Here is a 26,068-nt window from a genome sequence, read left to right on the forward strand (position 1 = left end):
AGTGCCTTTATAGGTCTTGTTCATGATCGGTGTAGCCATCAACGACACCACTTGATAAGTAAACTTTTTTACTAGTGAGATTTTTCAATGCAGTGAGTAAGTATTGAACACCGGTAATAGCAAAACCCAATGGTACCCAAATATAAATCCACCAAATTTCAAACCCTAGTGCAGGCAGTATTCGGCCTCGCTCATAAACGCTTACAACGTATTGAAAAGAAAAGTAAGTTAAGGCGAACATAATGATGGCTGTGATAAGTGAAATAAGGATCATCAAAAATTTTCGGCCATTATCAGGCAACATATCAAAAAATGCTGACATGCGAATATGACGCCCTAAGCGAGCTGCAAAGCCAATTCCGGCAAATGTAATAAGAATAATCAATATTCGATTAATTTCTCCAGCAAAGAATAATCCTTCGCCAAAGACGAATCGAGCAACGACATTGATGCAAGTATTTAAAGCCATGAGCAATACGCCTGTCGCGAGCATCACGGCTTCTATTTTGCTTAGAAAGTTATCGAGGGTACCCAAAAAACCGGGCAGTTCGGAGTGGTAATCTAACCTATCTGAATTAGGCATAGTGCTTCCTTCAATAAAGAGCACCGAAGACTCTTGTGTGGCAAAGTGACTCGGTGCTCAGTCCTACTTTAATTATCCGTAACTGAGGTTAATTAACCTTAGTTAACGCTAATTATTATTGTGAAGCTTTTAAATCAGCCTTGAATTGATCCAGTAAGGCTTGGCCACCTTCACCTGTCATTTCAATAAACGTTTTTTCAACTTGAGGGGCTCTTGCTTTAAATTTAGCAAGTTGCTCATCGGTCAAACGAGTAACGGTTACTTTGTCGCTTTTAGACTGGATTTGTTTAAGTGATTTTTCCGCTAAACCAGTAATGTGCTTAATGGTTCCGTCATAAGCGTAATCTGAAGCTTTTTGGATCAAATCTTTATCTTCATCTGATAAGCCATCATAGAATTTCTTATTCGCCATTGAAGCGGTTGTAAACCAACCGTGATGAGTAAAAATTAGATTTGGTGATACTTCATATAAACCACCTGATTCAATCCAGAAGATAGGGTTTTCTTGACCTTGAATCATATTCGTTTGTAGTGCGCCGTATACTTCACCCCAAGGAAGCGGAGTAGGTGTCGCACCAAAGGCTTCATAAGTTGATGACAATAGAGGGTTTGTCATTACACGGATTTTCTTGCCTTTTAGTTCATCAGGAGAGGTGATAGGTTCATCGGTTGTTAAAACCATTTCACCTTCTGGGTACATTTTTAGTAGCTCTAGACCTTGTTCTGCATAGAGTTTAGGGAAGTCTTCATTGATCGCTTTACTGCTACCAAAGAATTTAATAACGGCTTGAATATCAGTAGGCATTAGGTAAGGAATAAAGAAAATTTGTGCCTCTGGTATCAATGAACCAGTGAAGCCGGGTGATTGGTTAACAAACTGCAAAATACCACTTTGTGTTTGCTCCATAATGTCATCCGATTCACCAAGCTCACCAAAACGATAAACTTTCAGAGTATGATCAGAGTTATCTTCGATGTATTTTTTAAATTGTTGAGCATAAATATCTTGAACATCATTTTCATATTCTTCATGGGCATAACGCCACGTATCGGCACTAGCAAAACTTGAAAACCCAATACTTGCGGCAATGCAAGATACGGTAGCAAGCTTTTTGAAGCTATTTCGAGTAAACATTTGCTCTCCTTTCCTTGGTGATGTCGTTCATAACGATGTTTTATCTTAGGTTTTACTTAATCATCTTTTCATAAACATTTTGGGCCAAACACATGAAAAAAATGTGGGTTCTTTGTTGATGTGATCACGATCACGATTTTGATGCAGTTTTATCCCAATATGTTGAGTGATCTAACAAATTTAAACATTCAATTTGCTTGGGTTTTTACAGTTTTTGGTCAAAAAATGTTAAGTACACTACACATTTTTTTTGTGGTAATTAAGGCAAATAGCCCAATATCAGCTATTTAGTCGCTGAATTTAGTGATGATTGAAAAATTTTGCTTAACTAAAACTTAGAACACTATGGATAAAATTCAAGTGTATAAAAGGAAGGAGGGTTTTAGAGGATATTGTTACGTACTAAACCGCGTTTAACATTTTTACATAGCTTGCCAAAACGGCGAATTTCATCAAACTGCGGAGTGACGCCGCGCTTTAGCGCACTTTCCCAATACGACAGTTCAGAATCAACCAGTTCCATTAACTTTTTAGGACAACCAATACAGTTACCTTCAGTACCGCAAACAAAGGTATCTTCTTCATATAAAGGAAAAGTTGTTTTTGCTTCATCAATGATGATTTGCATGGCTTCTGTACGAGTCGGCTTTTTGTTCATATACAGTTCCTCTTGGTTAGTTCTTTTATAATAAAATTTTAAACTTTAAAAATAAATTGAACTTTGGAGGTAGATTGAACTTTAAAGGTCACTTGCGTATAAACCATTATGCTTTTCCTTTTCGTCATGTATTCTCGTTAGATCTTCTATCTGTAATGTGCCTGATGACATGGAGTGTTCAATGAAAAAGATCATAGATTATCTTAAGCTCGCAGTATTGATATTTGGTGTGCTAATTGGGGTGCAAATTCCCGGTTTTGTTAGTCAATATGGACAAAACTTAGATGCTAGAGTGGCTGAGTCCTCTCAAGGTTTATCTCAGTTTCAAGATGATGCTGATCAATATTTTAACGGTAGCTTAGAGCAACTACTTAAACATTACGCTCGTAACCAAGATCCAGTGATTGTAGCGGGTGGAAAAAGCATTAAAACTCTCGTTGCCAGAAACCAAATGCTCACCCAAGCACAAAGTAATTTTCATCAATCACGCTATAGCCCTTATTTACAGGTTTTCGTCAGCCCTATTTCCGAGATCCGCCAAGATGTTTGGAATCATTATGAGTACAAAGTGATTCTCAATGCTGAAGCGATCAGTATTGGTGCGATTTTTGGGTTAATGGTTTTAGCACTATCTGAATTGGTATTATTTATTTTATCGTTGCTTCTAAAAAGTCTGCTTGGTAAACCGTATAAAGCAAATAGGAAAATGAGATGATCATAGAACAAGGCACTATTGACGACATTCTCTTTATCAATCAGCAGATTCCAGAATTTGATGGCCGTACGACCAAAGACAAACTTGAGTCTCGCTTAGCCGATAAACCTCACCTTATTCTGATTGCCAAATTAAAAGGTGAGTTGGTTGGTTACAAGGTCGGGTATCAACTAAGTTCGGATGAATTTTATAGCTGGTTAGGAGGCGTTATTCCAGACTACCGCAATCAAGGCATCGCCACTGCATTGCGTCAATATCAAGAACAATGGGTGCAGCAATCTGGCTATAACGCGATAGCTGTTAAATCGATGAACCGTTATCCGAATATGCTGCATTTATTAATATCTAGTGGCTATCAAATCATTGGGTATGAAACTGGAAATAATGAAGGTGAAGGTAAGATCGTTTTTCATAAAGTACTTGGATGAGGCGCGTTCTTAAATAATTCACCGTGATATAACCATTCGTTATACCTAGCATACTTTTAATCATTATGTTTCCGGCTTCGGTTGAGGTAGTCTGTTTATAGATGTCTATACGGCTATTTTTATTTAAAGGGATATTTATGACAATTAAGAAAACTATTACCAAGCTTGCACTACTTTTTCCTTTAGCATTAGGACTAACCGCTTGCGGACAAGAAGAAAAAACGGAAGTCATTAGAGTAGGTGCCACGGTTGGCCCTCACGCTCAAGTTGTTGAAGCGGTTGCAGAAGAGGCAGCTAAGCAAGGGTTAAAAGTGGAAGTAGTGACCTTTTCTGATTACATCACACCGGATGCGGCGTTGGTCGATGGCAGTATTGATTTAAACAGTTATCAGCATCAACCTTTTTTAAATAACTTTAATGATAACAATAAGAAAGCAAACTTAGTTTCTATTGGTCGTTCAATTTTGATGCGCATGGGCGTGTATTCCGATAAGTATCAAAATTTGTCTGATTTACCGCAAAAAGCGACCATTACTATTCCAAATGATCCAACCAACAGTGGTCGAGCTTTGTTGCTTTTAGCTGAGGCAGATCTTATCACCTTAAAACCAGGTTTAGGCTCGAAAGCGACCGTTTACGATATTATTGAAAACCCTAAGCAGCTCGAATTTATCGAAATGGATGCCGCGCAATTGCCTAGAACCCTGTCGGATGCGGATGCTTCTGTGATTACCATGAATTATGTGATGTCATCTGGTTTAGATCCGAAAGAGCAAGGTATCTACTTTGAAGCAAAAGATGCTGAATTAGCAGTAATGGTTATTGCTTCTCGTGCAGCAGATAAGGATAACACCACATATAAGAAGTTTGTGGAAATTTATCAATCACAACCGATTCGTGATTTTATCCAAACTACCTTTAAAGGCACGATTGAGCCTGCGTTTTAATCGAGTATTTAATTTAGAATAAAACAAAAACGAGCACTTCAAATGGAGCGCTCGTTTTTTAGTTTATTCATACACTACAAGTTCAATATTTACGATAAAATAAAGTCATGATTAGCCATGAATAGACGGCATTGAATTAGAGATGAATATAGAACACCTAAAGCTGCTTGTTCGTTTAGCGTCAAGCCAGAGTATTAGCAAGGCAGGGCATGAACTAGGTTTATCACCGGCAGTGGCTAGTTCGTATATTAATAAACTCGAGGAAGGCTTAGGCGTTCGCTTAGTTCATAGAACCACTCGTAAAGTTTCTTTAACTGAAGAAGGATTAGCTTTTCTTCCTTATGCTGAAGAAGTGCTTGCCTCCGTTGAAGCCGCACGTGGAGCAGTGGGTGCTGGAAATAATAACCCGACTGGTACCTTGCGTGTGACTGCTCCTGCCTCATTTGGTCGTATACACTTGATTCCTGCTTTGAAAGGGTTCATGTCTAAATACCCTGATATTACGGTAGATTTTCGCTTTTCAGATTCGATCATAGATATGGTAGAGGGAGGATTTGATGTCGCGATACGGGTGGCAGAATTAAAAGATTCTACATTGATCGCCAGAAAGTTAGCTCAAGACCGACGCATAGTTGTCGCTTCTCCTGAGTATTTACAAGAGTTTGGAACCCCAAAAAAACCACAAGATCTCGCTAATCATAATTGTATTAATTTGATGGGCATGGATAACTGGCCGTTTAAAACAGACAGTGGGCTGTTCAACGTACATACTTCAGGCCGGCTTAGAACCGATAATGGCGATGCAATGCGTGATGCCACGATAAATGGCCTTGGAATATCGATTAACTCATTATGGAGCGTATATCAGCAGATAGAATCTGGCGATTTAGTCGAAATTTTACAAGATTATCCATTGGATATGGACGCGAATATCTGGGCTGTTTACCCAAGTTCTCGATTAACTCCTCTTAAAGTCCGTGCTTTTATAGATTATTTTATCGATTACTTTGGCCATCCGACATATTGGGAGTAATCATTTTCAATAAAATCTATAAAGTAATTCAACTAATTGCTCTATTATCAATTTTAAATTTTTACGTATGATTGCTTTCAACGTTAGCGCATTGGTTGATTTTTCCCTTAGCGCTGTAATCTACATTGTATTGAAAGAAGGTATCAAGATGTCTCATCCAATAATCATAGATCTTAATAACCGTTATACTGCCAAAAAATATGATGAAGAGAAGCGTATCTCTCAAGAAGATATGGCTATCATTAAAGAAGCGATTCGTTTATCGGCATCATCGATTAATTCTCAACCATGGAAGTTCCTTGTTTTGGAAACGGATGAAGCCAAACTTCGCTTTCACGATACGTTTGCCAATATGCATCAGTTTAACCAACCACATGCGAAAGCGGCCTCACATACCATTCTTTTGGCGTACGATCCAAACTTTACCAAAGAAAAGTTTGCCAAACGCGTTGATGCTGAAGTGACATCTGGTCATTTACCAGCAGAGATGTACGATCAATTTATGGGTGCTTATGCCTTCGTTGATGCCAATACCGATGAATCAGGTTTTAACGGCCATTGGTCTAAAGCTCAAATGTATCTTGCACTAGGTAACCTACTACATACTTTGGCTCGTTTGGGGATTGATTCGACTCCAATGGAAGGTGTTGATTCTGCACTAATCGGTGAAGAATTTGCCGCAGAACTTGATGGTCATATTTGTGAAGTTGCCATCGCGGTTGGTTACCACAAAGATGGCGAAGATTATAATCACGGCTTACCGAAAGCTCGACTGGCTATCGATGATGTGATTAAGACGTTGTAAAGCTTAATATAAGTAGCCATTACATATAGCGAGTATTTCAAGTGAAGTGCTCGTTTTTTTATTTTATAACTCCTGTTCAATTTTCCACGCCGTTTTACATCTCCCCCTCTTTTTTGTTAAGGTGCGCGCGCATCAAATTCGTGAGAGGGATAAATGAAATTACTGTATAAGTTGGATGAATGGGTATCCCTTCCCGAAAATGAACAGCAATCTCGTCTTCCTCTCTCTGGAAGTAGCCAACTTGATGATGTGTTTGTCCGCTATCAGCTGGTGGATTTAAACAAGCCGCTATTGTTTACCTTTTCTCCTTCTGGCACGGATGTGAAAGAGCGAGATTTGCACGACAACTTCTCGCCTTGGGGCTATGAACTTGCACAACAATATCAAATGAATGTGATTGCTTTTCAGCATCTTGGGATCTGCAATTGGTTCCGTAGCCCTAATTTGATTTATTTCCTTGAGCAACTTTCGATGTTACTCACACCTTTCAAGCTTCGATTAGGTTATGGCTTAAGCCGTGGTGGTTTTGCGATAGGTGCTTTTGCCAATTTGCTGAAACTTGACCACGTCTTATTGTTCTACCCAGTCAGTACCAAAAATCAATCATTAGTGCCGTGGGATGATCGCTCTAGTACCAAGCTCGCTCAACAGTTTGATTGGCAAGGTGATTATCATGATCGTGACCTAGGTAATGCTCAGGGTTATATTATTTATGACCCAACCAATGACATCGATAAGCTTCATGCTGAACGTTACCCAGAACTGACTCACTTTACCGTGGTGGGAATGGGGCACGGCGTCCACCCGAATAATTTAGACAGACGAGATTTTTATAATCAGATGGTCGAGCAATTTATTCATCATCAGATGATATACCCAAGTGACTTCAAAGTGCAGAATTCAGAGCTCTCATCCAAACCTTTAGGCAAGAAAAATTGGTGAAGGAATGTAGTTACCTTTCAAACCAATCTGACGCAGCATAAAGGTTTGGATGAAGCTCCCGAAGGGCAAGTTAAAACAAGCTTTATGCTGCGTTAAATTGAACAGAGATAGAATAACTATGATCATATTCAATTTGCCTTGCCTAAAGCTTGTTTTATTCTTGCTGAAACTCGCACCTTGAAGTTACTTGGGTATAAATATTTCTCAATTTAATGAACAAGTCAAAATCCAGTTTTTAAAAGAGGATTGAACGCCCTTATACGGGGAAGTACGACACAAATGAATTTAAAACAATTGCTTGATTAAGGCAGTTTAGATGGAGGATAAATGAAGTTACTGTATTGGTTGGATGAATGGTCTGCGCTTGATAAACAAGAGCAACAAGCGAGGCTACCAATAACAGGGGAAGATTTACTAGATGATGTTTTTGTTAAATATGAGTTTGTCGATTTAAATAAACCATTGTTGTTCACCTTCTCGCCTGCTGGCACCAATCTACAGCAACAAGATTTACACTCAGACTTTGCGCCTTGGGGTTACAGCCTTGCCCAAAAGCAAAATGTCAATATCATCTCTTTTCAGCATCTAGGAAAAAGTAATTGGTTTCGTAGCCGTAATTTAATTTTCTTCCTAGAACAATTATCTACCTTATTAGCACCGTTTGAGTCTCGCCTAGGTTACGGGCTAAGCCGTGGTGGTTTTGCCATCGGCGCATTCTCAAAATTGCTGCAATTGGACCAAGTATTGTTGTTTCATCCTGTCAGTACAAAAAATAAAGCTCTCGTGCCTTGGGATGATAGGAGCAGTACCGAAATTGCCCAACAATTTGATTGGCAAGGGGATTACCACGATTTAGATCTTGGTGATGCACAAGGCTACATCATTTATGATCCAACCAATAAAATCGATCGCCTACATGCTAAACGCTACCCAGAATTGACGCATTTAAGAGTGTTCGGTATGGGGCACGGCACTCACGCTACTTACCTCAATAGGTTTGGTTTTTATAAGCAAGTCGCGGTGGATTTTATTCGCCATCAACAAATCGATATTGCCCAGTTTCGCCATCAAACTAAAACCTTGCGCCTAAAAGAGGATTATTACGATAGCCTCAATAAAGCCAATGCAAACTCTTCCCATCGTTTAGGTTTATTGAGCACCGCACATAATGTGTTAATTGATGAAAAAAAAGCGCACGTCAAAGAGCATAAGAAGACTATTGATATACAGCCACTGGTTGATATTGCGACTAAGCATCAACAAGAAAACCCACAAGATGCACTGAAGCTTTTAGAAGTCGCTAAGAAGATAGCCCCTGATGATTTGTTGGTTGAGCATAAGTTGCAGCAGTTGGAGTGGGTGTTGTAATAAGTGTTGAAAGATCTCCCAACAAAAAAGCGAGCACTTCACAGTACTCGCTTTCTCATTTCAGCTTTTCATAACTCTTTACTGATAACTCTCAATACTCGGACATGAGCAAATCAAGTTACGATCGCCGTAGACGTTATCGACACGGTTAACGGTTGGCCAGTATTTGGCATCTTTTGCTTGTGCCGATGGGAAGCAAGCTTCTTCACGGGTGTATGGGTGATCCCAAGTATCGCTCATTAAGTCTGCTTGAGTGTGTGGCGCGTTGACTAATGGGTTGTTGTCGAGCGGCCATTCACCTTGCTGAACTTTGTCCATTTCTTGGCGGATGGCGATCATGGCGTCACAGAAGCGATCTAGCTCGGCTTTGTCTTCCGATTCAGTTGGTTCAACCATTAAGGTACCAGCGACAGGGAATGACATGGTTGGTGCGTGGAAACCGTAATCCATTAAGCGTTTTGCAATGTCTTCTTCGCTAATGCCTGTGGCTTCTTTTAGTGGGCGAATATCAATAATACATTCGTGTGCCACGCGGCCATTGTGTCCGCGGTAAAGTACTGGGTAGTGTGGACGCAGGCGTTCCATGATGTAGTTCGCGTTTAAGATAGCGATCTTAGTGGCTTCGGTTAAGCCTGTGCCACCCATCATGGTGATATAAGCCCATGAGATTGGCAGAATAGATGCACTGCCTAGGTCTGCTGCTGATACCGCGTACTCTTTCCCTTCGACGCCATTTTCAATGTGCCCTGGTAGGAAAGGAGCAAGATGTGATTTTACACCAATTGGACCCATGCCTGGACCGCCACCACCGTGTGGAATGCAGAAGGTTTTGTGTAGGTTCAAGTGAGAAACATCACCACCAATCACGCCTGGGTTGGTTAAACCAACTTGTGCGTTCATGTTTGCACCATCTAGGTAAACTTGACCGCCTGCCGCATGGACCATGTCACACACTTTTTGCACTTGTTCTTCATACACACCGTGTGTCGATGGGTAAGTGATCATAATGCTGGAAAGTTCGCTGTGGTGTTTGTCGATTTTTGCAGCAAGATCTTGCATATCGATGTTGCCGTATTCATCACACATCACGACAACTACTTTCATCGAAACCATAGAAGCGGTTGCTGGGTTAGTACCGTGTGCGGAACTTGGAATTAAACAAACATTACGATGACCTTCACCACGGCTTTGGTGATAGCGTTGAATCGCGATTAAGCCCGCATATTCACCAGAAGCACCTGAGTTAGGTTGTAGAGAAAACTCATCGTAGCCTGTGATTTCACATAATTGCTTTTTCAAAGAATCGGCAAGGGCAGTGTAGCCGGCAGCTTGATCTAATGGTGCAAAGGGGTGAATTGAACCAAACTCTGGCCAAGTGACAGGGATCATCTCTGCGGCAGCATTGAGTTTCATGGTGCAACTACCCAGTGGGATCATGCCGTGCGTTAATGAGAAATCTTTGTTTTCCAGTTTTTTCAAGTAACGCATCATTTGTGTTTCACTACGATGGGTATTGAATACTGGGTGAGTTAAGAACTCGGATGTACGTTGGCAAGCAGTAGGAATTGCGCTGAATTCATTAGCAGCAATATCATTGGAGAATGTTTCAACGTTGCCTTCTACCGAGAACACGGTAAATAGTGCTTCGATATCTTCCGCTTTGGTCGTTTCATCTAGGCTAATGCCAATTTGTGACGGTAGCTTACGTAGGTTAATACCTGCATGTTGCGCCGCTTGATATAAACGCTCGGTTTGTTCTTGGGTATCAATGGTGATGGTATCGAAGAAAGTCTCGTGTACCAGTTTATGACCTGCTGATTGCAAGCCAGCAGCAAGAATCGCAGTAAAGTGGTGAGTACGACGTGCGATAGTGCGTAAGCCTTCTGCGCCATGATAAACCGCGTAGAAAGAAGCCATATTGGCAAGTAGTGCTTGAGCAGTACAAATATTCGAGGTCGCTTTTTCGCGGCGGATATGTTGCTCACGAGTTTGCATTGCCATACGTAATGCTTGCTTGCCTTTGCTATCGATGGATACACCGATCACTCGGCCAGGCATAGTACGTTTGTGTTTTTCACGTGTTGCCATAAAGGCTGCGTGTGGACCGCCGTATCCAACTGGAACGCCGAAACGTTGCGCACTACCAATCACCACATCAGCGCCCATTTCACCAGCAGGTTTTAATAAAGTTGAAGCGAGGAGATCAGTGGCAACCGTCACCAGTGTTTTATTGGCTTGAGCCGCTGCGATTATATCGGTTAAATCACGTACTTCACCGGTGGTGCTTGGGTATTGCAGTAGCGCACCAAAGATATCTTGTTGAGGTAGGTTATCGACATTGCCAATCATGACTTCAAAACCAATAAATTCAGCACGTGTTTTGACGACTTCAATAGTTTGAGGGTGTACGTCATCAGCCACAAAGAACACATTACTTTTGCTCTTGCCTGCACGTTTACAAAGAGTCAGGGCTTCACCGGCTGCGGTAGCTTCATCCAATAGAGAAGCGTTGGCAATGTCCATGCCTGTTAGGTCGATTACCATTTGTTGGTAGTTAAGTAGAGACTCTAAACGACCTTGAGAAATTTCTGGTTGGTAAGGAGTGTAAGCAGTATACCAGCCTGGATTTTCAAGCACATTACGCAGAATAACGTTTGGCGTGAAGGTGTTGTAGTAGCCTTGGCCGATAAAAGTACGTTGCACCTTGTTAAGTTGTGCGATGTCCTTCATTTTCGTCAGCATATCTGCTTCGCTCATTGGCGCACTTAAGTTCATTGGCGCTTGCAAACGAATATTTGCTGGAACGGTTTGTTCAATTAATTGATCAAGAGAATCTGCTTTGCTATCACTTAGTGAGTTAATGATGTCGAGCATGGTTTGTTGATCATTAGAGTTTGGTCCATTGTGTCGACCAATAAACTCTTGGCTGTTACATAAATCATTGATTAGATTTGTCATGGTGATACCTGAATTAAAGTAAAAGCCAGCGAATCTAAATTAGCTGACTTTTTGAATGGTGAATTGAAGAGAAGTCCCTAGTTACTGGTTCCTAGTTCCTAGAAAAAGCGAAACAGAACGACGTCATTCCGTACATGAGCCTAGGCGAAGAAGATACGGAATCTCCTAAGGCGAGTGACTATCTAGCCAATACATCATTCGCTGTCGGAGATCCTGAACTGCGCTTCTATGTCGCTTTTCAGGATGACGTTTTCAACCGCTATAAGTTAGTTTGCTTTTTCTCGAAACTCGGAGCGAAGCGTACTCGCATCTCGCAACTGCCTTTAGTCTTCTTCAATACTTGCCAGATAATCTTCTGCTGCTTGCAAGTTATCTAATTCAGATGCGTCATCTAGTTTCACTTTAACAATCCAGCCGCCCTCATAAGACTCACTATTGATAAGTTCTGGGCTGTCTTCTAGTTCTTCATTAATTTCAACGATTTCACCCGTTACAGGAGCATAAATGTCAGATGCTGCTTTCACTGACTCCACTAAAGAAAAACTATCACCAGCATCGATAGTGTCACCAACTTCTGGTAGATCAACAAAAACCACATCGCCTAGCATTTCTTGAGCGTGTTCAGAAATACCGATGGTTACCGTACCGTCACCATTATCACGAACCCATTCGTGGCTTTCGGTAAATTTTAGAGTCATGTCCATTTTAATTGCTCCTAAAAATAGAAAGTTTTTCTAATCAATGATTTATTACGCAATCGTTTGCTTTTGGGTTAAAAAAACGAAAGCGATCTTAGTGTAGTCATTGAATGTGTATTTAAAAAGAATGGCTACTCTTCGTACTTGAAGTTGCAGTTTGTTGAGTGCACTCCAATTACTGTGGGTAGAAGCTAGGGGATAAATTTTCCTTTCAAGCCTTTACCATTCTTGTATGCGATTACCAATAACATACTTTTCACCGGTCGATTATTCAACCAAAAGTTTCCTATAAGAAACAAGATTTCTATTTTTGTTACCTATAGCACCTTTTAGGGAATAGTTTCCCTTTAATCTGATATTTTGAATCGGTAGACTGTTTGAGCAATCGTTTGCTTGGCCTGGTGGAATTAAGCTTGATGACACCTAGTTCTTGATAAAACCCAGTTAGAGTAACGAGAAAGGAATAATACACGATAGGGGATATCGGTGAGTGTAAACAGTGAACTAACAAATAAGCAGATGACGTTTCAATCAGACGATCCTGAGCAAACCTTAACGCCATTGAATTTGGGACAGCGTTTAAAAGATATCCGTTTACAAATGGGACTAACGTTAGAAGAGGCAAGTAAGCGTACAGGGTTGGCGCGTTCGACGTTATCTAAAATTGAAAACGAGCAAATTTCTCCGACTTTTCAGGCTTTGCAAAAGCTTGCCACTGGTCTGGATATGCCGATTCCACAAATTTTTGAGCCGCCAAAACAAACCAGTGCAGTTGGTCGACGTGATATCACTTTAGCTGGTGAAGGTAAGCCGCATCCAACCACTACTTATGAGCATGAATTATTGGCAACTCAATTGTCCAATAAGAAAATGGTACCGTTCAAAAGCCGAATTCGTTCACGCAGTTTTGATGATTATCAGGAATGGATCCGTCACGATGGTGAAGAGTTCTTATTAGTGTTGGAAGGCGAGGTTCGCTTTTATTGTGAATTTTATGAACCCGTTGAATTAAAACAAGGTGATAGCGTGTACTACGATGCCAGTATGGGGCATACCTTAATTTCAGTCAGTGATGACGACGCATTAATACTATGGGTTACGGCTAAATAAGCATAATGTTGTTTATTTGTTACAAAATTGAGTGTTTTTTCACACTTTTATGATTCTTACTAGATACGATCGTTTTTTCAAGCTTATGATGAACTCGTTTAGAGCATGCACTATGGAGTGGTTTTTGCATGGCTCTGGTTCGATTTGTGCTCTTATATACTCAAGTCTTGTGGATATAAGTGAGCATAAGTGAATAATCATAAAAGAAAGGACTTCACATGGAAGCGTTAACCAATTTTATTTCTGCTGTTAATGGGGTCGTCTGGGGCGTCCCTATGTTGGTCATGATTTTAGGGGTTGGGCTATTTTTAATGCTCGGACTAAGATTCATGCCAATTTTAAAGCTGCCGCAAGGTTTTAAGTTGTTATGGAATGGGCGTACCAGCTCATCGGAAGGGGACATTACGCCATTTAATGCTTTAATGACCTCACTTTCTGCCACCATTGGTACCGGTAATATTGCAGGCGTAGCAACGGCAATTGCGCTTGGTGGTCCCGGGGCTTTGTTTTGGATGTGGTGTACTGCGTTAGTCGGTATGGCAACCAAGTATTCGGAAGCGGTATGTGCGGTAACGTATCGTGAAAAAGATGAGCATGGAAATTATGTCGGTGGCCCGATGTATTACATCAAAAACGGCTTATCTAAAAAATGGGCATGGCTCGGAACTCTATTCGCTATTTTTGGTGCGATTGCCGGTTTTGGTATTGGTAATGGTGTACAAGCAAACTCGGTTGCAGATGCATTAGATAGCAACTTTGGTGTTTCCCCTGTGATCACTGGCATTATTTTGATGGTTTTAGTTGGGTTGGTATTAATCGGCGGTATTAAACGTATTTCTGAGGTAGCCGGTAAGTTGGTACCTTTAATGGCGCTGTTTTATATTGTCGCAGGTCTAGGCGTAATGGTTGCCCATATCTCAGATATTCCAGCTGCGTTTGCTTTGATCATAGAAAGTGCCTTTAGCCCAGTGGCTGCGCAAGGTGGTTTTGCTGGTGCAGCAGTTTGGGCGGCGATTCGTTTTGGTGTGGCTCGTGGTGTGTTCTCCAATGAAGCTGGTTTAGGTTCAGCTCCGATTGCTCATGCCGCCGCGAAAACCAAGAACCCAGTGAAACAAGGCTTGGTTGCGATGCTTGGTACTTTCATTGATACCATTATTGTATGTTCAATTACTGGTTTTGCGATCATTTTGTCTGGCGAATGGATGTCGGGTGAAACAGGTGCATCGCTAACGTCAAGCGCATTTGGTAGCACTTTCTCATTTGGTAATGTGATCGTGGCTATTGCGTTGGCTATTTTTGCTTTCACTACCATTTTAGGTTGGAGCTTCTATTGTGAGAAATGTGTCCAGTTCCTATTTGGCGCCAAAGCGATTAAACCGTTCCGTATTGTGTGGGTGCTTGCTGTACCAGTCGGTGCGATGAGCTCATTAAACTTTATTTGGTTACTGGCCGATACCATGAATGCAATGATGGCCATTCCAAACTTAATTGCGTTGGTATTACTAAGCCCTGTGGTATTTAAATTAACTCGTGACTATTTCTCAGGGAAAGATGTCACTATCAAAGAAACCGCTGATTAATCGATCAGTGGTGCAGTAGGCGAAAGCCCGATGGAGGATAAATGACCGATCAAGAAACATGTTTGAAAACGCCGTTACATGCAGTTCACCTTGAAGCTGGCGCGAAAATGGTGCCATTTGCAGGTTACGATATGCCTGTTCAATATCCGCTTGGCGTAAAAAAAGAACACTTGCATACTCGTGATGCAGCAGGTCTTTTTGATGTATCCCATATGGGGCAATTACGCTTAAAAGGACAAGGTGCTGCGGCGGCGTTAGAAGCACTCGTACCGGTTGATATTATCGATCTTCCATCGGGTAAACAGCGCTATGCGTTCTTTACCAATGAACAAGGCGGCATCATGGATGATCTCATGGTGGCGAACCTTGATGATCATCTTTTTGTGGTAGTCAATGCAGCGTGTAAAGCGCAAGATATTGCTCATCTGCAAGCGAACTTACCGCAAGGTGTAGAGCTTGAAGTGATTGAAGATCGTGCATTGTTGGCGCTGCAAGGTCCTAAAGCGGCAGAGGTATTAGCGCGTTTTCAACCACAAGTCGCTGATATGCTGTTTATGGATGTGCAACAGATCGATATCGATGGTTTGAAATGCATTGTAAGTCGTTCAGGTTACACCGGTGAAGATGGTTACGAAATTTCGGTTCCTAGCGATAAAGCGGCAGAATTGGCGAATAAATTGACTGCTTGTGAAGAAGTCGAATGGATTGGTCTAGGTGCGCGTGACTCACTACGCCTAGAGTGTGGCTTGTGCTTATATGGTCATGATCTTGATACGACGACTACACCTGTTGAAGCGAGTTTGTTGTGGGGTATCAGCAAACCACGTCGCGCCGATGGTGAGCGTGCGGGAGGTTTTCCTGGTGCAGATATCATCTTAAAGCAAATTGAAACGAAAGATGTTGTTCGTAAGCGAGTTGGTTTAGTTGGACAAACCAAAGCACCTGTTCGTGAAGGTTGTAAGCTGTTTGATGCGCAAGATAATGAAATTGGCATTGCTACCAGTGGTACTGCCGGACCTACCGCAGGTAAGCCGGTATCAATGGCCTATGTTGCCACTGAATTTGCTGCAATTGGCACTGAAGTTTTTGCTGACGTGCGTGGTAAAAAGCTGCCCATGACAGTCGAAAAAATGCCGTTTGTACCTCAGCGTTATTATCGCGGTTAATATTTCATTCTTAAGTTAGAAAACCAGTAGCCATAAAGGTTACTGGTTTTTTTATTATCATTTATACCCAAGTGAATTCTGTATCTTGAAGTCACTTGGGTATATTAATTATTTCGCCATTCTGCAACCAAATAATAAGCTGAACTAAGAGGAAATTTTAGCCTAACAGCCCTCCATTATTTTAAGTACTCCCCACCTTAATGCTTGTTTCGTTATTTCATTTTTATTGCTAGATGATGATCGTGTTAAAGATCAATGAAAATATGTTTTTTCATGATCGTAGTCTCAATAATGATATTTTTTGTAAGATTTGACTTACATTTGACAGTTTCCTGACGTATTTATCTTGTTGATGGATTGGTGATAGGTATATCAATAATAAATGTAAGGATATAGGTATGAACAAAAAATCGGCGATTGCTGTTGCTTTAATGCTAACAGGTCTAACCGCTTGTAATGATAGCGACAGTAATACGGCAGATAATGGAGGTGCAGAAAGCTCAAGTTATAGCGTGACTGCAATTGATGGTTATTTGAGAGGCGCACAAGTGTGGCTAGACCTTAATGGTAACTTTAAATTAGACATAGGTGAGCCATCTGCAAATACTGGAAATGGTGGTAAAGCGGACTTAGATACCACAGGTATTGATAATCCAGAGCAATACTCAGTTATTGTGCAAGCAATAAAAGGTGAGACAGTCGATGAAGATACTATTACGGATGAGAATCCTAATGGTACGGCTGTTGAAAAAGCTTATGTAATGTCAGCTCCTCCTGGTGAATCTGCTGTTACTCCTCTTTCTACATTAGTTGATATTCTTATCAAGCAAAGTGCATCAGATGGCGATTCTGCTGAACAGATTGAACAGAAAAAACAAAAAGCGATCGCTACTATTTCTTCTCAGTTAGGGTTATCTGAAGATGAGCTATTGGGTGACTTTATTGAGAAAGGTCATACTGATATGGTTTATGTTTCTCAGAACTTGGTTGCTGCCAATGTATTTCCTGAATCAGCGGATGGATTAGAAGAGGCTGCTAAAGATACAAGTAACAAGAATAATTTTAGTAAAAAAGCAGCGGCAGTTAATGCTTTTATTAAAAAGAAAGTGGCTGAAATTAAACAAGATCCTGATAAGTCATTTGAGTCTGAAGAACCAATATTTACTCAAGATTCGGATGTAGTGACCGATAGTGATGGCGATGATGTAGCTGATATTTTTGATGCATTTCCAAATGATGCAACCGAATGGGTTGATACCGATGAAGACAGTGTAGGCGATAACGCTGATGCTTTTCCAGAGGATGCAACTGAAACTCAAGATACAGACGGTGATGGTGTTGGAGATAATGCAGATATCTTTCCTGAAGATGCAAAGGAATGGCTAGATACTGATAAAGATGGTGTGGGCGATAACGCTGACGCTTTCCCTGAAGATGCGAATGAAACGAAAGATACGGACGGTGATGGTGTTGGTGATAATCTTGATGCGTTTCCTCTAGATCAGTTTGAAACAACAGATTCAGATAATGACGGCTATGGGGACAACTCTGATATTTTCCCGAATGATAAAAACGAGTGGTTTGATACCGATGGTGATGGTGTAGGCAACAATGCTGATGCTTTCCCTACTGATTCAACTGAAACCGCAGATACGGACGGCGATGGTGTGGGTGATAACTCGGATATATCACCACTCGATAAAAACTATTTCGTTAACCTCCGTAGTTACGATAAGCAATTAACGGTTGTAGGTGCCACTGAGCAACCTGTTGTTGAGCAAGGTGTGATGACGACCCAAGCCAATGGCGACTCAGTATGGGTCTACCTTCCAATGACGCAAGAACAATCTCTTACTGATTTCCCTGATGTTTCTTTTGATGCAACTAGTGATGCACAAGTCTTTATGAACCTTTATATGCTGGTAGTACCTGATACTGATGGCATGACTGAGTTTGAAACGGCAGCCGTGAATGATTCTCGCCACTTTAAACTGAAAAGCTATGGGCCCGAGGGATTAGATGATCCAATCAAATACGTTGAGATTCGTTTATATCAAGGCGAATCACTCAATGATTTATTGGTTATGAATAATATCGATAAATCTAAGTTTATTGTCCCTGTTTATCACGATGCACCTGCTGGGACCGGTACAGATGGTGACTACGAAGCCAAAGGTAACTTCTTCTTACGCTTTGGTGATTCAAATTACACAGGCTATGATGAGATTACGTTAAATCGCTTTAGCTTTGAGCCTACTTATCAATTGATGGAAGAAGGCGGTAAGTTTGTGACATCTGCGACTCAAACTGATGCAAATGTCACTATTTTGCCTTATGGGAATGCATTAGTTGAAACCAACGGCGATTCAGTGTGGATGTATAGTCAAATTGATCAAGAAACGCCATTAGAAGAGTTTGGTGATTTCTTGTTTAGTGCTCATGAAGAAAATGACGCCAATGTTAGTGGAGGGATTTTTGCCAATATTTATGTGAAGCCTTCATCATTGGATGTTGTTGATAAAATTGAAGCACAAGCGGTTGTATCGTATTCAGCAGATATTCGCAACACTCAATGGGGACAAGGGGAAGGTAATATTTTCGTCTTAACCGTTGATAGTGGTCAGAGCCTATCTAGCTTGTTGAAATCAAAAGGCCTAAGTTTATCTGATTTTATAGCCATTCCATATTTTGATAGCTTAGGTTTCCCTGCTACCGAAACGGAAGGCAAAGTAGGTGATGGTGACCCAGAAGCTCGTGGTAACTTCTTTGTACGCTTTGGTGATTCAGGTTACACCGATAGCCAAAGTATCTACTTAACTCGCTATGGTTTTAACCCTGTACATCAATTAACTCTTGATAGTGCACCATTTATGACAACTGCAGCGGTAACTAATGCAGCAGTTGAAGTAAAAGAAAACGCAGAAGTAGAGATTACCACTGGTGGCGATTCGGTTTGGGCGTATACGCCAATTGATCGTGAACAACCATTAACGGATTTTGCGGATTTCATGTTCTTTGCAAAAGATGAAAATGGTAATGATCCAGCGCCAAATACCTTTGCTAATGTTTATCTAACTTCTGTGCCTGATTTGAGTGAAGATAAGTTAAATTTACTAGACGCTCTTCCTTCTGAACCTGGCGCTCCAGTGCGCAAGCCTAAGTGGAGTGCTATGCCTGATGGCCGGTATGTGTATGTGTTAACGGTACCAAATCAGCAACTTTTACGAAGTGTTTTTAAGGACACAGGTCTAGCAAGCTCTGATTTCAACGTTCTACCATTTTATGATGCTCCAGAAGAATTTGATGGTGATGTAGAAGCCAAAGGTAATTTCTTTGTTCGTATCGGTGGCTCTTCATACACAGGTAATGGTGATAAAGTTGTTTTATCTCATTATTCTTTTGAACCTTTTTATATGCTGAGTAACAGTGCGCCATTTTTTACTACTGCAACTCAAACTGGAGCGACGATCAGTGGTTATGGAAATCCTGACGAGATCTCGGTGACGGCTAATGGTCAATCGGTGTGGTTCTACTACCTGATGCCAAGTAGTAGTTCATTAAGTGTGTTTGAAAACTTTAGCTTTACTATGACAAGTACAGGAGACTCTGTGAGCGGTGGAATGTTTGCTAATGTGTATTTGATGCCAAATAATGAAGAAGCCCGTATTGCTTTTCAACAAGCAGTTAATGAAGATGGTCGTCACTTCCAAGAATTAGCTTATGGTTCAGAAGAAGGAAAATATTTAAAAATGAATATTTTCTCTGACGAAGTATTGGGTGAACTACTTGCTTCTCAAGGTTTAAACTCTATTGATTATACTGCTGTGGTTTATCACGATGGTTATACCGATGGCGATCCAGAAGCGAAAGGTAACTTCTTTATCCGCACTGGTGGTAGTAAATACACAGGCCATGATACTTTTACCCTCTCATTTAATTGATAGAATGTAGATGAATAAAAACGCTCATTTGATGGTTTCAGATGAGCGTTTTTTATTGAGACAAATAAGATTAAAACTCAGCATTCACCTCAAACACCATTTTTTTCTTAGTGTAAGGATGCTCAAAAGCTAATCGTTGCGCATGTAAATGCAGACGGTTGGCTTTTTCTCCATATAGGTCGTCACCAATAATAGGCATCTTTAAACCATCTTGATGGGCGCAATGGACACGTAGCTGATGGGTTCGGCCGGTTTTCGGGTAGAGATATACTTTACTTTTTTCTTGGTCATTAATAGTCAGGGTTTCGATTAATTGCCAATGCGTTTCCGCTGGTTTGCCATGTTCAAAACACACCATTTGTCTTGGTCTGTCTTCTAAGTCACCACGTAGTGGTAAATCAATACCACCATTTTCCCCTGCTAATTTTCCATCTAGTAATGCAACATATCTTTTTTCAACACTACGGGTAATAAATTGTTTTTGTAGGCTTTTATTGGCTCGCTTGGTGAGTGCAAAAACCAGTAAACCCGAAGTCGACATATCTAAGCGGTGCAGCACAAACGGGCCTTCGACATCAGGGTAGAGTGCTTGTAGGCGAGTGTAGACTGAATCCTTTACATTGACACCGGGTACCGATAAAAACTCGGCTGGTTTGTTGACGACGACAATAGCTTCATCTTGGTAGATGATGTTGATTTCTTGGCCTTCGGCGTGATTCTTAAGTAGAGGGTTATCGTCGAGCTCAATACCTTCTAGCATGTGAGAAAGGATCGGTTGGCATTTACTTTGGCAAGCAGGGTAAAACTTCTTATGTTGACGAATTTCTGATTTTGGCGATGCTCCCCACCAAAATTCGGCTAGACAGATAGGTGTAAAGCGTTGCGCGAAAGCATACTGTAGAAGTTTAGGCGCAGCACATTCGCCAGAGCCAGCTGGTGGTATTGGGTTAGTGTTGTCTTTAAAAATATCCAGCAGTGATTTGGATTTCTTTTCTTGGTTGAGAAATTGGTACTGAGAAAATAGCTTTTGCTGAAGCTTGGCCGATTGTTGTTTACGCTCTTGTTTTAATTGTTCGATCACAGCTATTTTTTGTTGTAGCTGTTGTTCTACTTCTTCTATTTGCTGCTGCCAATGTGCTTTTAAATTCTTTTGCTGTGCTTTTTCTGCCACGCTTTGTCGGCTTAAATCGGTAAAGATAGCTTGAAGAGCTTCGTCATTTAATGATTGATTTTGAAAGTGTAATTCCGCTTGCTTTCTTAATGCTTTTCTTTGCTTACGACTTTCGATAATGGCAAGGCGTAATGCTTCCATTTCTTGTTGAGCTTGCTGCTTAAAATCACGAATGGTTTGTTGAAGTAAGGCGAGTTCAGGATCTGCTTCAAGCTGTTTGATTTGATGGTTCATCACATTAATAGGTGCGGTGCCTTCAAGGAAGAAGCTGCCTTCAGTAAGCATGTCAAAAACCGGTGGTACAAAATGGGGCAGGTGATTTTTATCAGCCAGTTTTCCAGAAAATGCCGATACAAACCCAAGTTTTCCTTGAGTGTTTTTTACCACTAGTACCCCAAACATTTTACCGGCCTCATTGCTACTTTCTTCAAAACCAAAGTCATGTTGCCAATCGGTTTGCGATTCTAAGTGCTGTTGTAGCTGTTCGGCAGCAACTTGGCTTAACGGATGTGGCTCGTAACAAAATGGAAAGGTGAAAGTTTCAGGTAAAGCGATATGAGAAATATCAGTTGAAAAGGGCGTAAAGCAAGTCATGGTAATGGCTCAAGTAAGACAATCCCACTAATTGTACTGGTTTGATTTTAGATTACCAATGCAATGCTAGTCGGTGATACTTAGCGGTGAATGAAAAAACCGCGAGCCATGCAATATGACTCGCGGTTTACACTGTAAAGTGACGTTTAGAATTTAAGCCAAGCAGTTAAGCAACTAATCAATTAAGCAGCCACAGCCTTAGCTTCAGCCTTGTTTTTCAAGAAGGCATAAGTCACACCGGTTACTACCGTGCCAGCAATAATTGCCACAAGGTATAAAAGCACTGGCGAAATCGCATTAGGAATCAACAGTACAAACAAACCGCCGTGTGGTGCCATTAGTTTTGCGCCAAATAGCATTGATAGAGCGCCCGTTAATGCACCGCCTGCCATACAGCTAGGAATAACGCGCATTGGATCTTTCGCGGCAAATGGAATCGCACCTTCTGAGATAAAGCACAGACCAAGAACAAAGGATGCTTTACCAGCTTCTCGCTCCGTTTGAACAAATTTATCTTTAGCTAAGAATGTTGCTAGACCCATACCAAGCGCTGGAACCATACCTGCAGCCATTACCGCCGCCATTGGCGCGTAAGTTTGCGATGCTAATAGACCAACACCAAATGTGTAAGCTGCTTTGTTGATTGGGCCACCTAGGTCGAAACACATCATGCAGCCAAGGATAATACCAAGTAGTACTGCGTTCGCTGAACCCATGTTATTTAGGAACTCGGTCATTGCGGTCATGATGCCTGAAACTGGGCCACCGACGACGTAGATCATCACAAGACCAGTAAATAAGCTCGCTAATAATGGAATGATAAGAATTGGTTTTAACGCTTCCATTGATTGCGGCAGTTTCACTTTTTCGGCAATAAATTTAGCTGCGTAACCCGCTAGGAAACCGGCAATGATACCGCCGATGAAGCCTGCGCCTGTTGAACTAGCCAGCATGCCACCGATTAAACCTGGTGCTAAACCTGGGCGGTCGGCAATTGAGAACGCAATGAAACCAGCAAGAACAGGGATCATTAATGCAAAGGCTGAACCACCACCAATGGTCATTAAGGCTGCAGCTAGTGTACCTTCTTCTTTAAAGGCTTCGATACCGAACACAAATGAAAGTGCGATAGCCAAACCACCGGCAACCACTAATGGCAGCATGTGAGAAACACCAGTCATTAAATGTTTGTAAACACCTGCTTTTTCTTCTGAAGAAGCGCTAGAAGAACTTGATTGTTGGCCTGCTTGATATGGTGTTGCTTGTTCAAATGCTTTAGTAAATTCTTGTTCGGTTTTCTTTAAGGCTAAGCCGGTACTGGTTTTATACAGAGGCTTGCCTGCAAATCGATCGAGTGGAACTTCAATATCGGCTGCAATGATCACCAGATCCGCTTCTGCGATATCTTGCTCTGTTAGTTGGTTTTTTGCGCCAACTGAACCACGTGTTTCGACTTTAATTTGGTGACCAAGCTTGGCACCTGTTTCTTCTAGTGCTTCAGCTGCCATAAAGGTATGAGCAACGCCGGTTGGGCAAGCGGTAATCGCGACGATCTTGGCTGTTTTTGAGTTAGCTAATGAGTCTGCAACTGGGGTTGAAGCTTGCTCTAAAAGCGTGGCTTGCTTAACGGCATTTTCAAGCCAAGCTTGTGCATCATTAAGGCTAGAGTTGATATCGCCTTGGTACACTTTCTTGCCGACAAATCGCGTCGTATCAACGGTAGTATTGGCTGCAATGACGATCACTTCAGCGCTATCAATTTGTTCTTGAGTTAACTCGGTACCAGGAACGAAAGAAGATTGGCATTCAATGCTTGAATTCCAGTTTAACGTCTTGGTTGCTTGTTCTAGTACACCAGCGGCGATAATGCTGTTGGCAACGCCACTAGGGCAGGCAGTTATAATGGCAATATTCATAGGATATCCTTAGCTCTTCTATATGCGAGAGTTCGCTTCAGTGCGAATTTTTTGTTGTAGGTTGTTCACAGAAGTAATGTCAGTTACTCCAACGCCAATTTGAGTGACAGCGAGTGCAGACAATGCAGTCGCAAAGCTTAAAACTTTTTCTTGTGGCCAATTGTCTTTATCTAAATCTTGATTCAAGTGGCCCCACGTCAGTCCGGCAACCAAAGTATCACCAGCACCGACTGTGCTCACCACTTCCATTTTTGGCGGTTTAGCTTGTAGCCACTGACCTTGGTTTAACCACATCACGCCTTTAGAGCCCATGGATACCACAATGTTGTCGATGCCTTTTGATTCCAAAGTTTGCGCGGCTTGTTGGCAATCTTCGATGCTATGTAGCTCTTTTCCAATCAGCTCTGAAAGTTCTTCATCATTAGGTTTAATCAACCACGGATGAGAATTCAAACCTGCTTTTAGTGCTTGACGACTACTATCAAAAATCACTTTTTTGCCTTTTTGATGTAGCGATTCAATCCACTTGGTACAAAGTTCTGGGCTAATGCCGCGGGGTAGGCTACCTGCCATCACAAAGTAATCATGATCTTGGGCAAGCTCATCAAGGGTGGCTTCGAAAGCTTCAATGGCGGTTTGATCGACTTCGACACCTGGGAAGTTAATGTCACTTACCTCACTGGCTTTATCGACTAATTTAACATTGATGCGAGTAGCACCAGAGACGCGAATAAAACGGTCACTGGCGTTAATCTCTTTAAATAATTGACAGAATGCTTCTTGGTTATTGGCACCTAAAAAGCCAGTAACCGTGACATCGGCACCTAAATCAGAAAGTACTTTCGCAACGTTTACCCCTTTACCGGCTGGGTGTAACGTACTGCTCGATACTAAGCTAACACTGCCTACATTAAGGTTATCAGCTAAGTGACCAGTCAGATCAAGCGCTGGGTTTAGGGTAATGGTGACAACTTTTTTTGCTGACATAATGATTTCCTTAGCCTTCACCAAGGCCTGATTCAATTGCTTTACCAATCGAAGTAAGTGCTAACTCTGCATCAGCGCCATCGGCAGTAAATTGTAGACGGTGGCCATGTTTTACGCCTAAAGCGATAACTTTCATTAAGCTTTTGGCATTCACACTGCCGCCTTCGCCATCTAAGTTTTTAACGCGAATTGCAGATTCAAACTTTTTCGCTTCAGCTACTAACATAGCACCAGGGCGAGCGTGTAAACCGTGGGTGTTTTTGATTTTAAATGTCGCGGTATTTGCGGCTTCTTTGCTAATTTCTGGTGCTTTTTCAGATAAGTCGAATAGCTCAAGCAGTTGATTGATATTGCCGTCTAAAATCTCATTTTGACGCTTAGCTAGGATCAATTGAGTCAGTTTATACAACAGTGGCTTATGGCTCGCATTGCAAGCTGCAAAGGCAATTAACCCTTTGACTGGTTTACCTTCAAATTCACAATCATTAGCGGTTGAAACCAATGACATCGCAGAACGATTAACACCGGCACCACCGCTGATTAACCACAGACCGTTACCTAAATCAGTTGGTGTTTTGGTGATGATCTCAGAGATGTATTCATCAGTTGTACAACCCGTATTGCGAAGTAGGCCACCGGCAACGGCCGTCATTTGTAGCATATCACTGGCCGGAAATTTCAATTGGATTAATGAAGCGTCGAAATCTGCCATTAACTGAGTTTGGCCATTTAATACATTAATGATGTCTTGCTCAGTTTTAGCATCTTTTAGTGCCGCCTCAACACCATCTGCAGAAAGTACTTTGGTCAGTTGTTTTAAGATGCCCAAGTGTTCGTCAGATTTTGCGGCAATGCCAATCGCGACATAAACCGTACCATTTCCCCAATCCACACCTTCTGGAAAGTGATGGACACTGACACCGGTTTTTTGTACTAGGCCACGTGTATCTGTAGTACCGTGTGGAATGGCGATACCATTACCTAGAAAGGTTGAAGATTGTTCTTCACGAGTGAGCATACCTTCAACATACCCTGATTCCACATAACCTTGCTGAGTTAATGTGGCTGCAATATTTTTAATTGCTGCGGTCTTGTTTGATGCTGTTTGAGCAAGCGTTACTTCTTGAGGTGTTAAAATAAGCATTGTCGTGCCTCTATTGGTTTGGGAACGAGTACTATCAACATGGTGATATTCTTGTTCTCTAATTATATGCAGCTGAATCGTTTCAGCAATTTAGTAAAAAAATTCAGCGAATCATGATCTCGTCTTTAATTAGGGGTAAAAATTCTACTTATTCAGTTTAGTAGATAAGAGATTTTTTAGTTAATGTGA

Annotated in this window: 20 protein-coding genes; 11 read left to right on the forward strand and 9 right to left on the reverse strand. The window is 41.4% G+C overall.

Features of this window, described 5'->3' with window-relative positions; translation table 11 throughout:
* Positions 1–7: 7 nt before the first annotated feature.
* The 3 genes from QQJ93_RS02585 to QQJ93_RS02595 all read right to left on the reverse strand — a co-directional run bounded on the left by QQJ93_RS02585 (position 8) and on the right by QQJ93_RS02595 (position 2,376).
* The gene (locus tag QQJ93_RS02585; RefSeq protein ID WP_089123945.1) at positions 8–583 is read right to left on the reverse strand and encodes a TRAP transporter small permease; all 576 of its coding nucleotides are present in this window, start codon (positions 581–583) and stop codon (positions 8–10) included.
* A gap of 115 nt (positions 584–698) precedes the next feature.
* On the reverse strand, positions 699–1,718 hold the full coding sequence (locus QQJ93_RS02590; RefSeq protein ID WP_089123946.1) for a TRAP transporter substrate-binding protein: 1,020 nt from the start codon (positions 1,716–1,718) through the stop codon (positions 699–701).
* Between the two features lie 382 nt (positions 1,719–2,100).
* Entirely contained in the window at positions 2,101–2,376 is a 276-nt protein-coding gene (locus QQJ93_RS02595) for a hypothetical protein (protein ID WP_089123947.1), read from the reverse strand.
* 181 nt (positions 2,377–2,557) lie between these two features.
* Here QQJ93_RS02595 and QQJ93_RS02600 point away from each other — a divergent pair, with 181 nt between their 5' ends.
* The 7 genes from QQJ93_RS02600 (at position 2,558) to QQJ93_RS02630 (ending at position 8,614) form a co-directional block, all read left to right on the forward strand.
* The gene (locus QQJ93_RS02600) at positions 2,558–3,091 is read left to right on the forward strand and encodes a DUF2937 family protein (RefSeq protein WP_160117500.1); all 534 of its coding nucleotides are present in this window, start codon (positions 2,558–2,560) and stop codon (positions 3,089–3,091) included.
* The gene (locus QQJ93_RS02605; RefSeq protein ID WP_089123949.1) at positions 3,088–3,519 is read left to right on the forward strand and encodes a GNAT family N-acetyltransferase; all 432 of its coding nucleotides are present in this window, start codon (positions 3,088–3,090) and stop codon (positions 3,517–3,519) included. Before QQJ93_RS02600 ends, QQJ93_RS02605 begins: the two co-directional genes overlap by 4 nt.
* A gap of 137 nt (positions 3,520–3,656) precedes the next feature.
* The gene (locus QQJ93_RS02610; RefSeq protein WP_089123950.1) at positions 3,657–4,466 is read left to right on the forward strand and encodes a MetQ/NlpA family ABC transporter substrate-binding protein; all 810 of its coding nucleotides are present in this window, start codon (positions 3,657–3,659) and stop codon (positions 4,464–4,466) included.
* A 142-nt stretch (positions 4,467–4,608) separates the two neighbouring features.
* Positions 4,609–5,499, forward strand: coding sequence for a LysR family transcriptional regulator (locus tag QQJ93_RS02615; protein ID WP_089123951.1), 891 nt, complete (start codon positions 4,609–4,611; stop codon positions 5,497–5,499).
* Between the two features lie 148 nt (positions 5,500–5,647).
* The gene (locus QQJ93_RS02620) at positions 5,648–6,304 is read left to right on the forward strand and encodes an NAD(P)H-dependent oxidoreductase (protein ID WP_089123952.1); all 657 of its coding nucleotides are present in this window, start codon (positions 5,648–5,650) and stop codon (positions 6,302–6,304) included.
* 153 nt (positions 6,305–6,457) lie between these two features.
* Positions 6,458–7,246, forward strand: coding sequence for a cytosolic protein (locus QQJ93_RS02625; RefSeq protein WP_284186024.1), 789 nt, complete (start codon positions 6,458–6,460; stop codon positions 7,244–7,246).
* Between the two features lie 327 nt (positions 7,247–7,573).
* Positions 7,574–8,614 (forward strand): cytosolic protein, encoded by a 1,041-nt coding sequence (locus tag QQJ93_RS02630; protein WP_089123953.1) that lies wholly within the window; start codon positions 7,574–7,576, stop codon positions 8,612–8,614.
* Positions 8,615–8,692: 78 nt separating this feature from the next.
* Here the strand turns inward: QQJ93_RS02630 and gcvP are convergent, their stop codons facing one another.
* Both gcvP and gcvH read right to left on the reverse strand, forming a co-directional pair.
* On the reverse strand, positions 8,693–11,572 hold the full coding sequence (gene gcvP, locus QQJ93_RS02635; RefSeq protein WP_089123954.1) for an aminomethyl-transferring glycine dehydrogenase: 2,880 nt from the start codon (positions 11,570–11,572) through the stop codon (positions 8,693–8,695).
* A gap of 323 nt (positions 11,573–11,895) precedes the next feature.
* Positions 11,896–12,276, reverse strand: a complete 381-nt coding sequence (gene gcvH, locus QQJ93_RS02640) for a glycine cleavage system protein GcvH (RefSeq protein ID WP_089123955.1) — start codon at positions 12,274–12,276, stop codon at positions 11,896–11,898.
* Between the two features lie 513 nt (positions 12,277–12,789).
* Between gcvH and QQJ93_RS02645 the strand changes: the two genes are divergently transcribed.
* The 4 genes from QQJ93_RS02645 (at position 12,790) to QQJ93_RS02660 (ending at position 20,067) form a co-directional block, all read left to right on the forward strand.
* The gene (locus QQJ93_RS02645) at positions 12,790–13,380 is read left to right on the forward strand and encodes a helix-turn-helix domain-containing protein (protein WP_089124530.1); all 591 of its coding nucleotides are present in this window, start codon (positions 12,790–12,792) and stop codon (positions 13,378–13,380) included.
* A 218-nt stretch (positions 13,381–13,598) separates the two neighbouring features.
* A complete protein-coding gene (locus tag QQJ93_RS02650; protein ID WP_089123956.1) occupies positions 13,599–14,960 on the forward strand; it encodes an alanine/glycine:cation symporter family protein in 1,362 nt (453 codons plus the stop codon).
* Between the two features lie 41 nt (positions 14,961–15,001).
* Positions 15,002–16,126: a glycine cleavage system aminomethyltransferase GcvT gene (gcvT, locus tag QQJ93_RS02655; RefSeq protein WP_089123957.1), complete on the forward strand. Its 1,125-nt coding sequence runs from the start codon at positions 15,002–15,004 to the stop codon at positions 16,124–16,126.
* A gap of 398 nt (positions 16,127–16,524) precedes the next feature.
* Positions 16,525–20,067 carry a hypothetical protein gene (locus QQJ93_RS02660; RefSeq protein ID WP_089123958.1) on the forward strand — a complete coding sequence of 1,181 codons (3,543 nt, stop codon included), beginning with the start codon at positions 16,525–16,527 and terminating at the stop codon, positions 20,065–20,067.
* Positions 20,068–20,137: 70 nt separating this feature from the next.
* Here the strand turns inward: QQJ93_RS02660 and QQJ93_RS02665 are convergent, their stop codons facing one another.
* From QQJ93_RS02665 to fruB, 4 genes are all read right to left on the reverse strand, one after another.
* Entirely contained in the window at positions 20,138–21,832 is a 1,695-nt protein-coding gene (locus QQJ93_RS02665; protein ID WP_089123959.1) for an RluA family pseudouridine synthase, read from the reverse strand.
* Between the two features lie 182 nt (positions 21,833–22,014).
* Positions 22,015–23,748, reverse strand: coding sequence for a PTS fructose transporter subunit IIBC (fruA, locus tag QQJ93_RS02670; protein ID WP_089123960.1), 1,734 nt, complete (start codon positions 23,746–23,748; stop codon positions 22,015–22,017).
* Between the two features lie 18 nt (positions 23,749–23,766).
* A complete protein-coding gene (gene pfkB, locus QQJ93_RS02675; RefSeq protein WP_089123961.1) occupies positions 23,767–24,735 on the reverse strand; it encodes a 1-phosphofructokinase in 969 nt (322 codons plus the stop codon).
* A gap of 10 nt (positions 24,736–24,745) precedes the next feature.
* On the reverse strand, positions 24,746–25,879 hold the full coding sequence (gene fruB / locus QQJ93_RS02680; protein ID WP_089123962.1) for a fused PTS fructose transporter subunit IIA/HPr protein: 1,134 nt from the start codon (positions 25,877–25,879) through the stop codon (positions 24,746–24,748).
* Positions 25,880–26,068: the final 189 nt, after the last annotated feature.

It is taken from the genome of Vibrio algivorus (assembly GCF_030161215.1).
Classification (GTDB): domain Bacteria; phylum Pseudomonadota; class Gammaproteobacteria; order Enterobacterales; family Vibrionaceae; genus Vibrio; species Vibrio algivorus.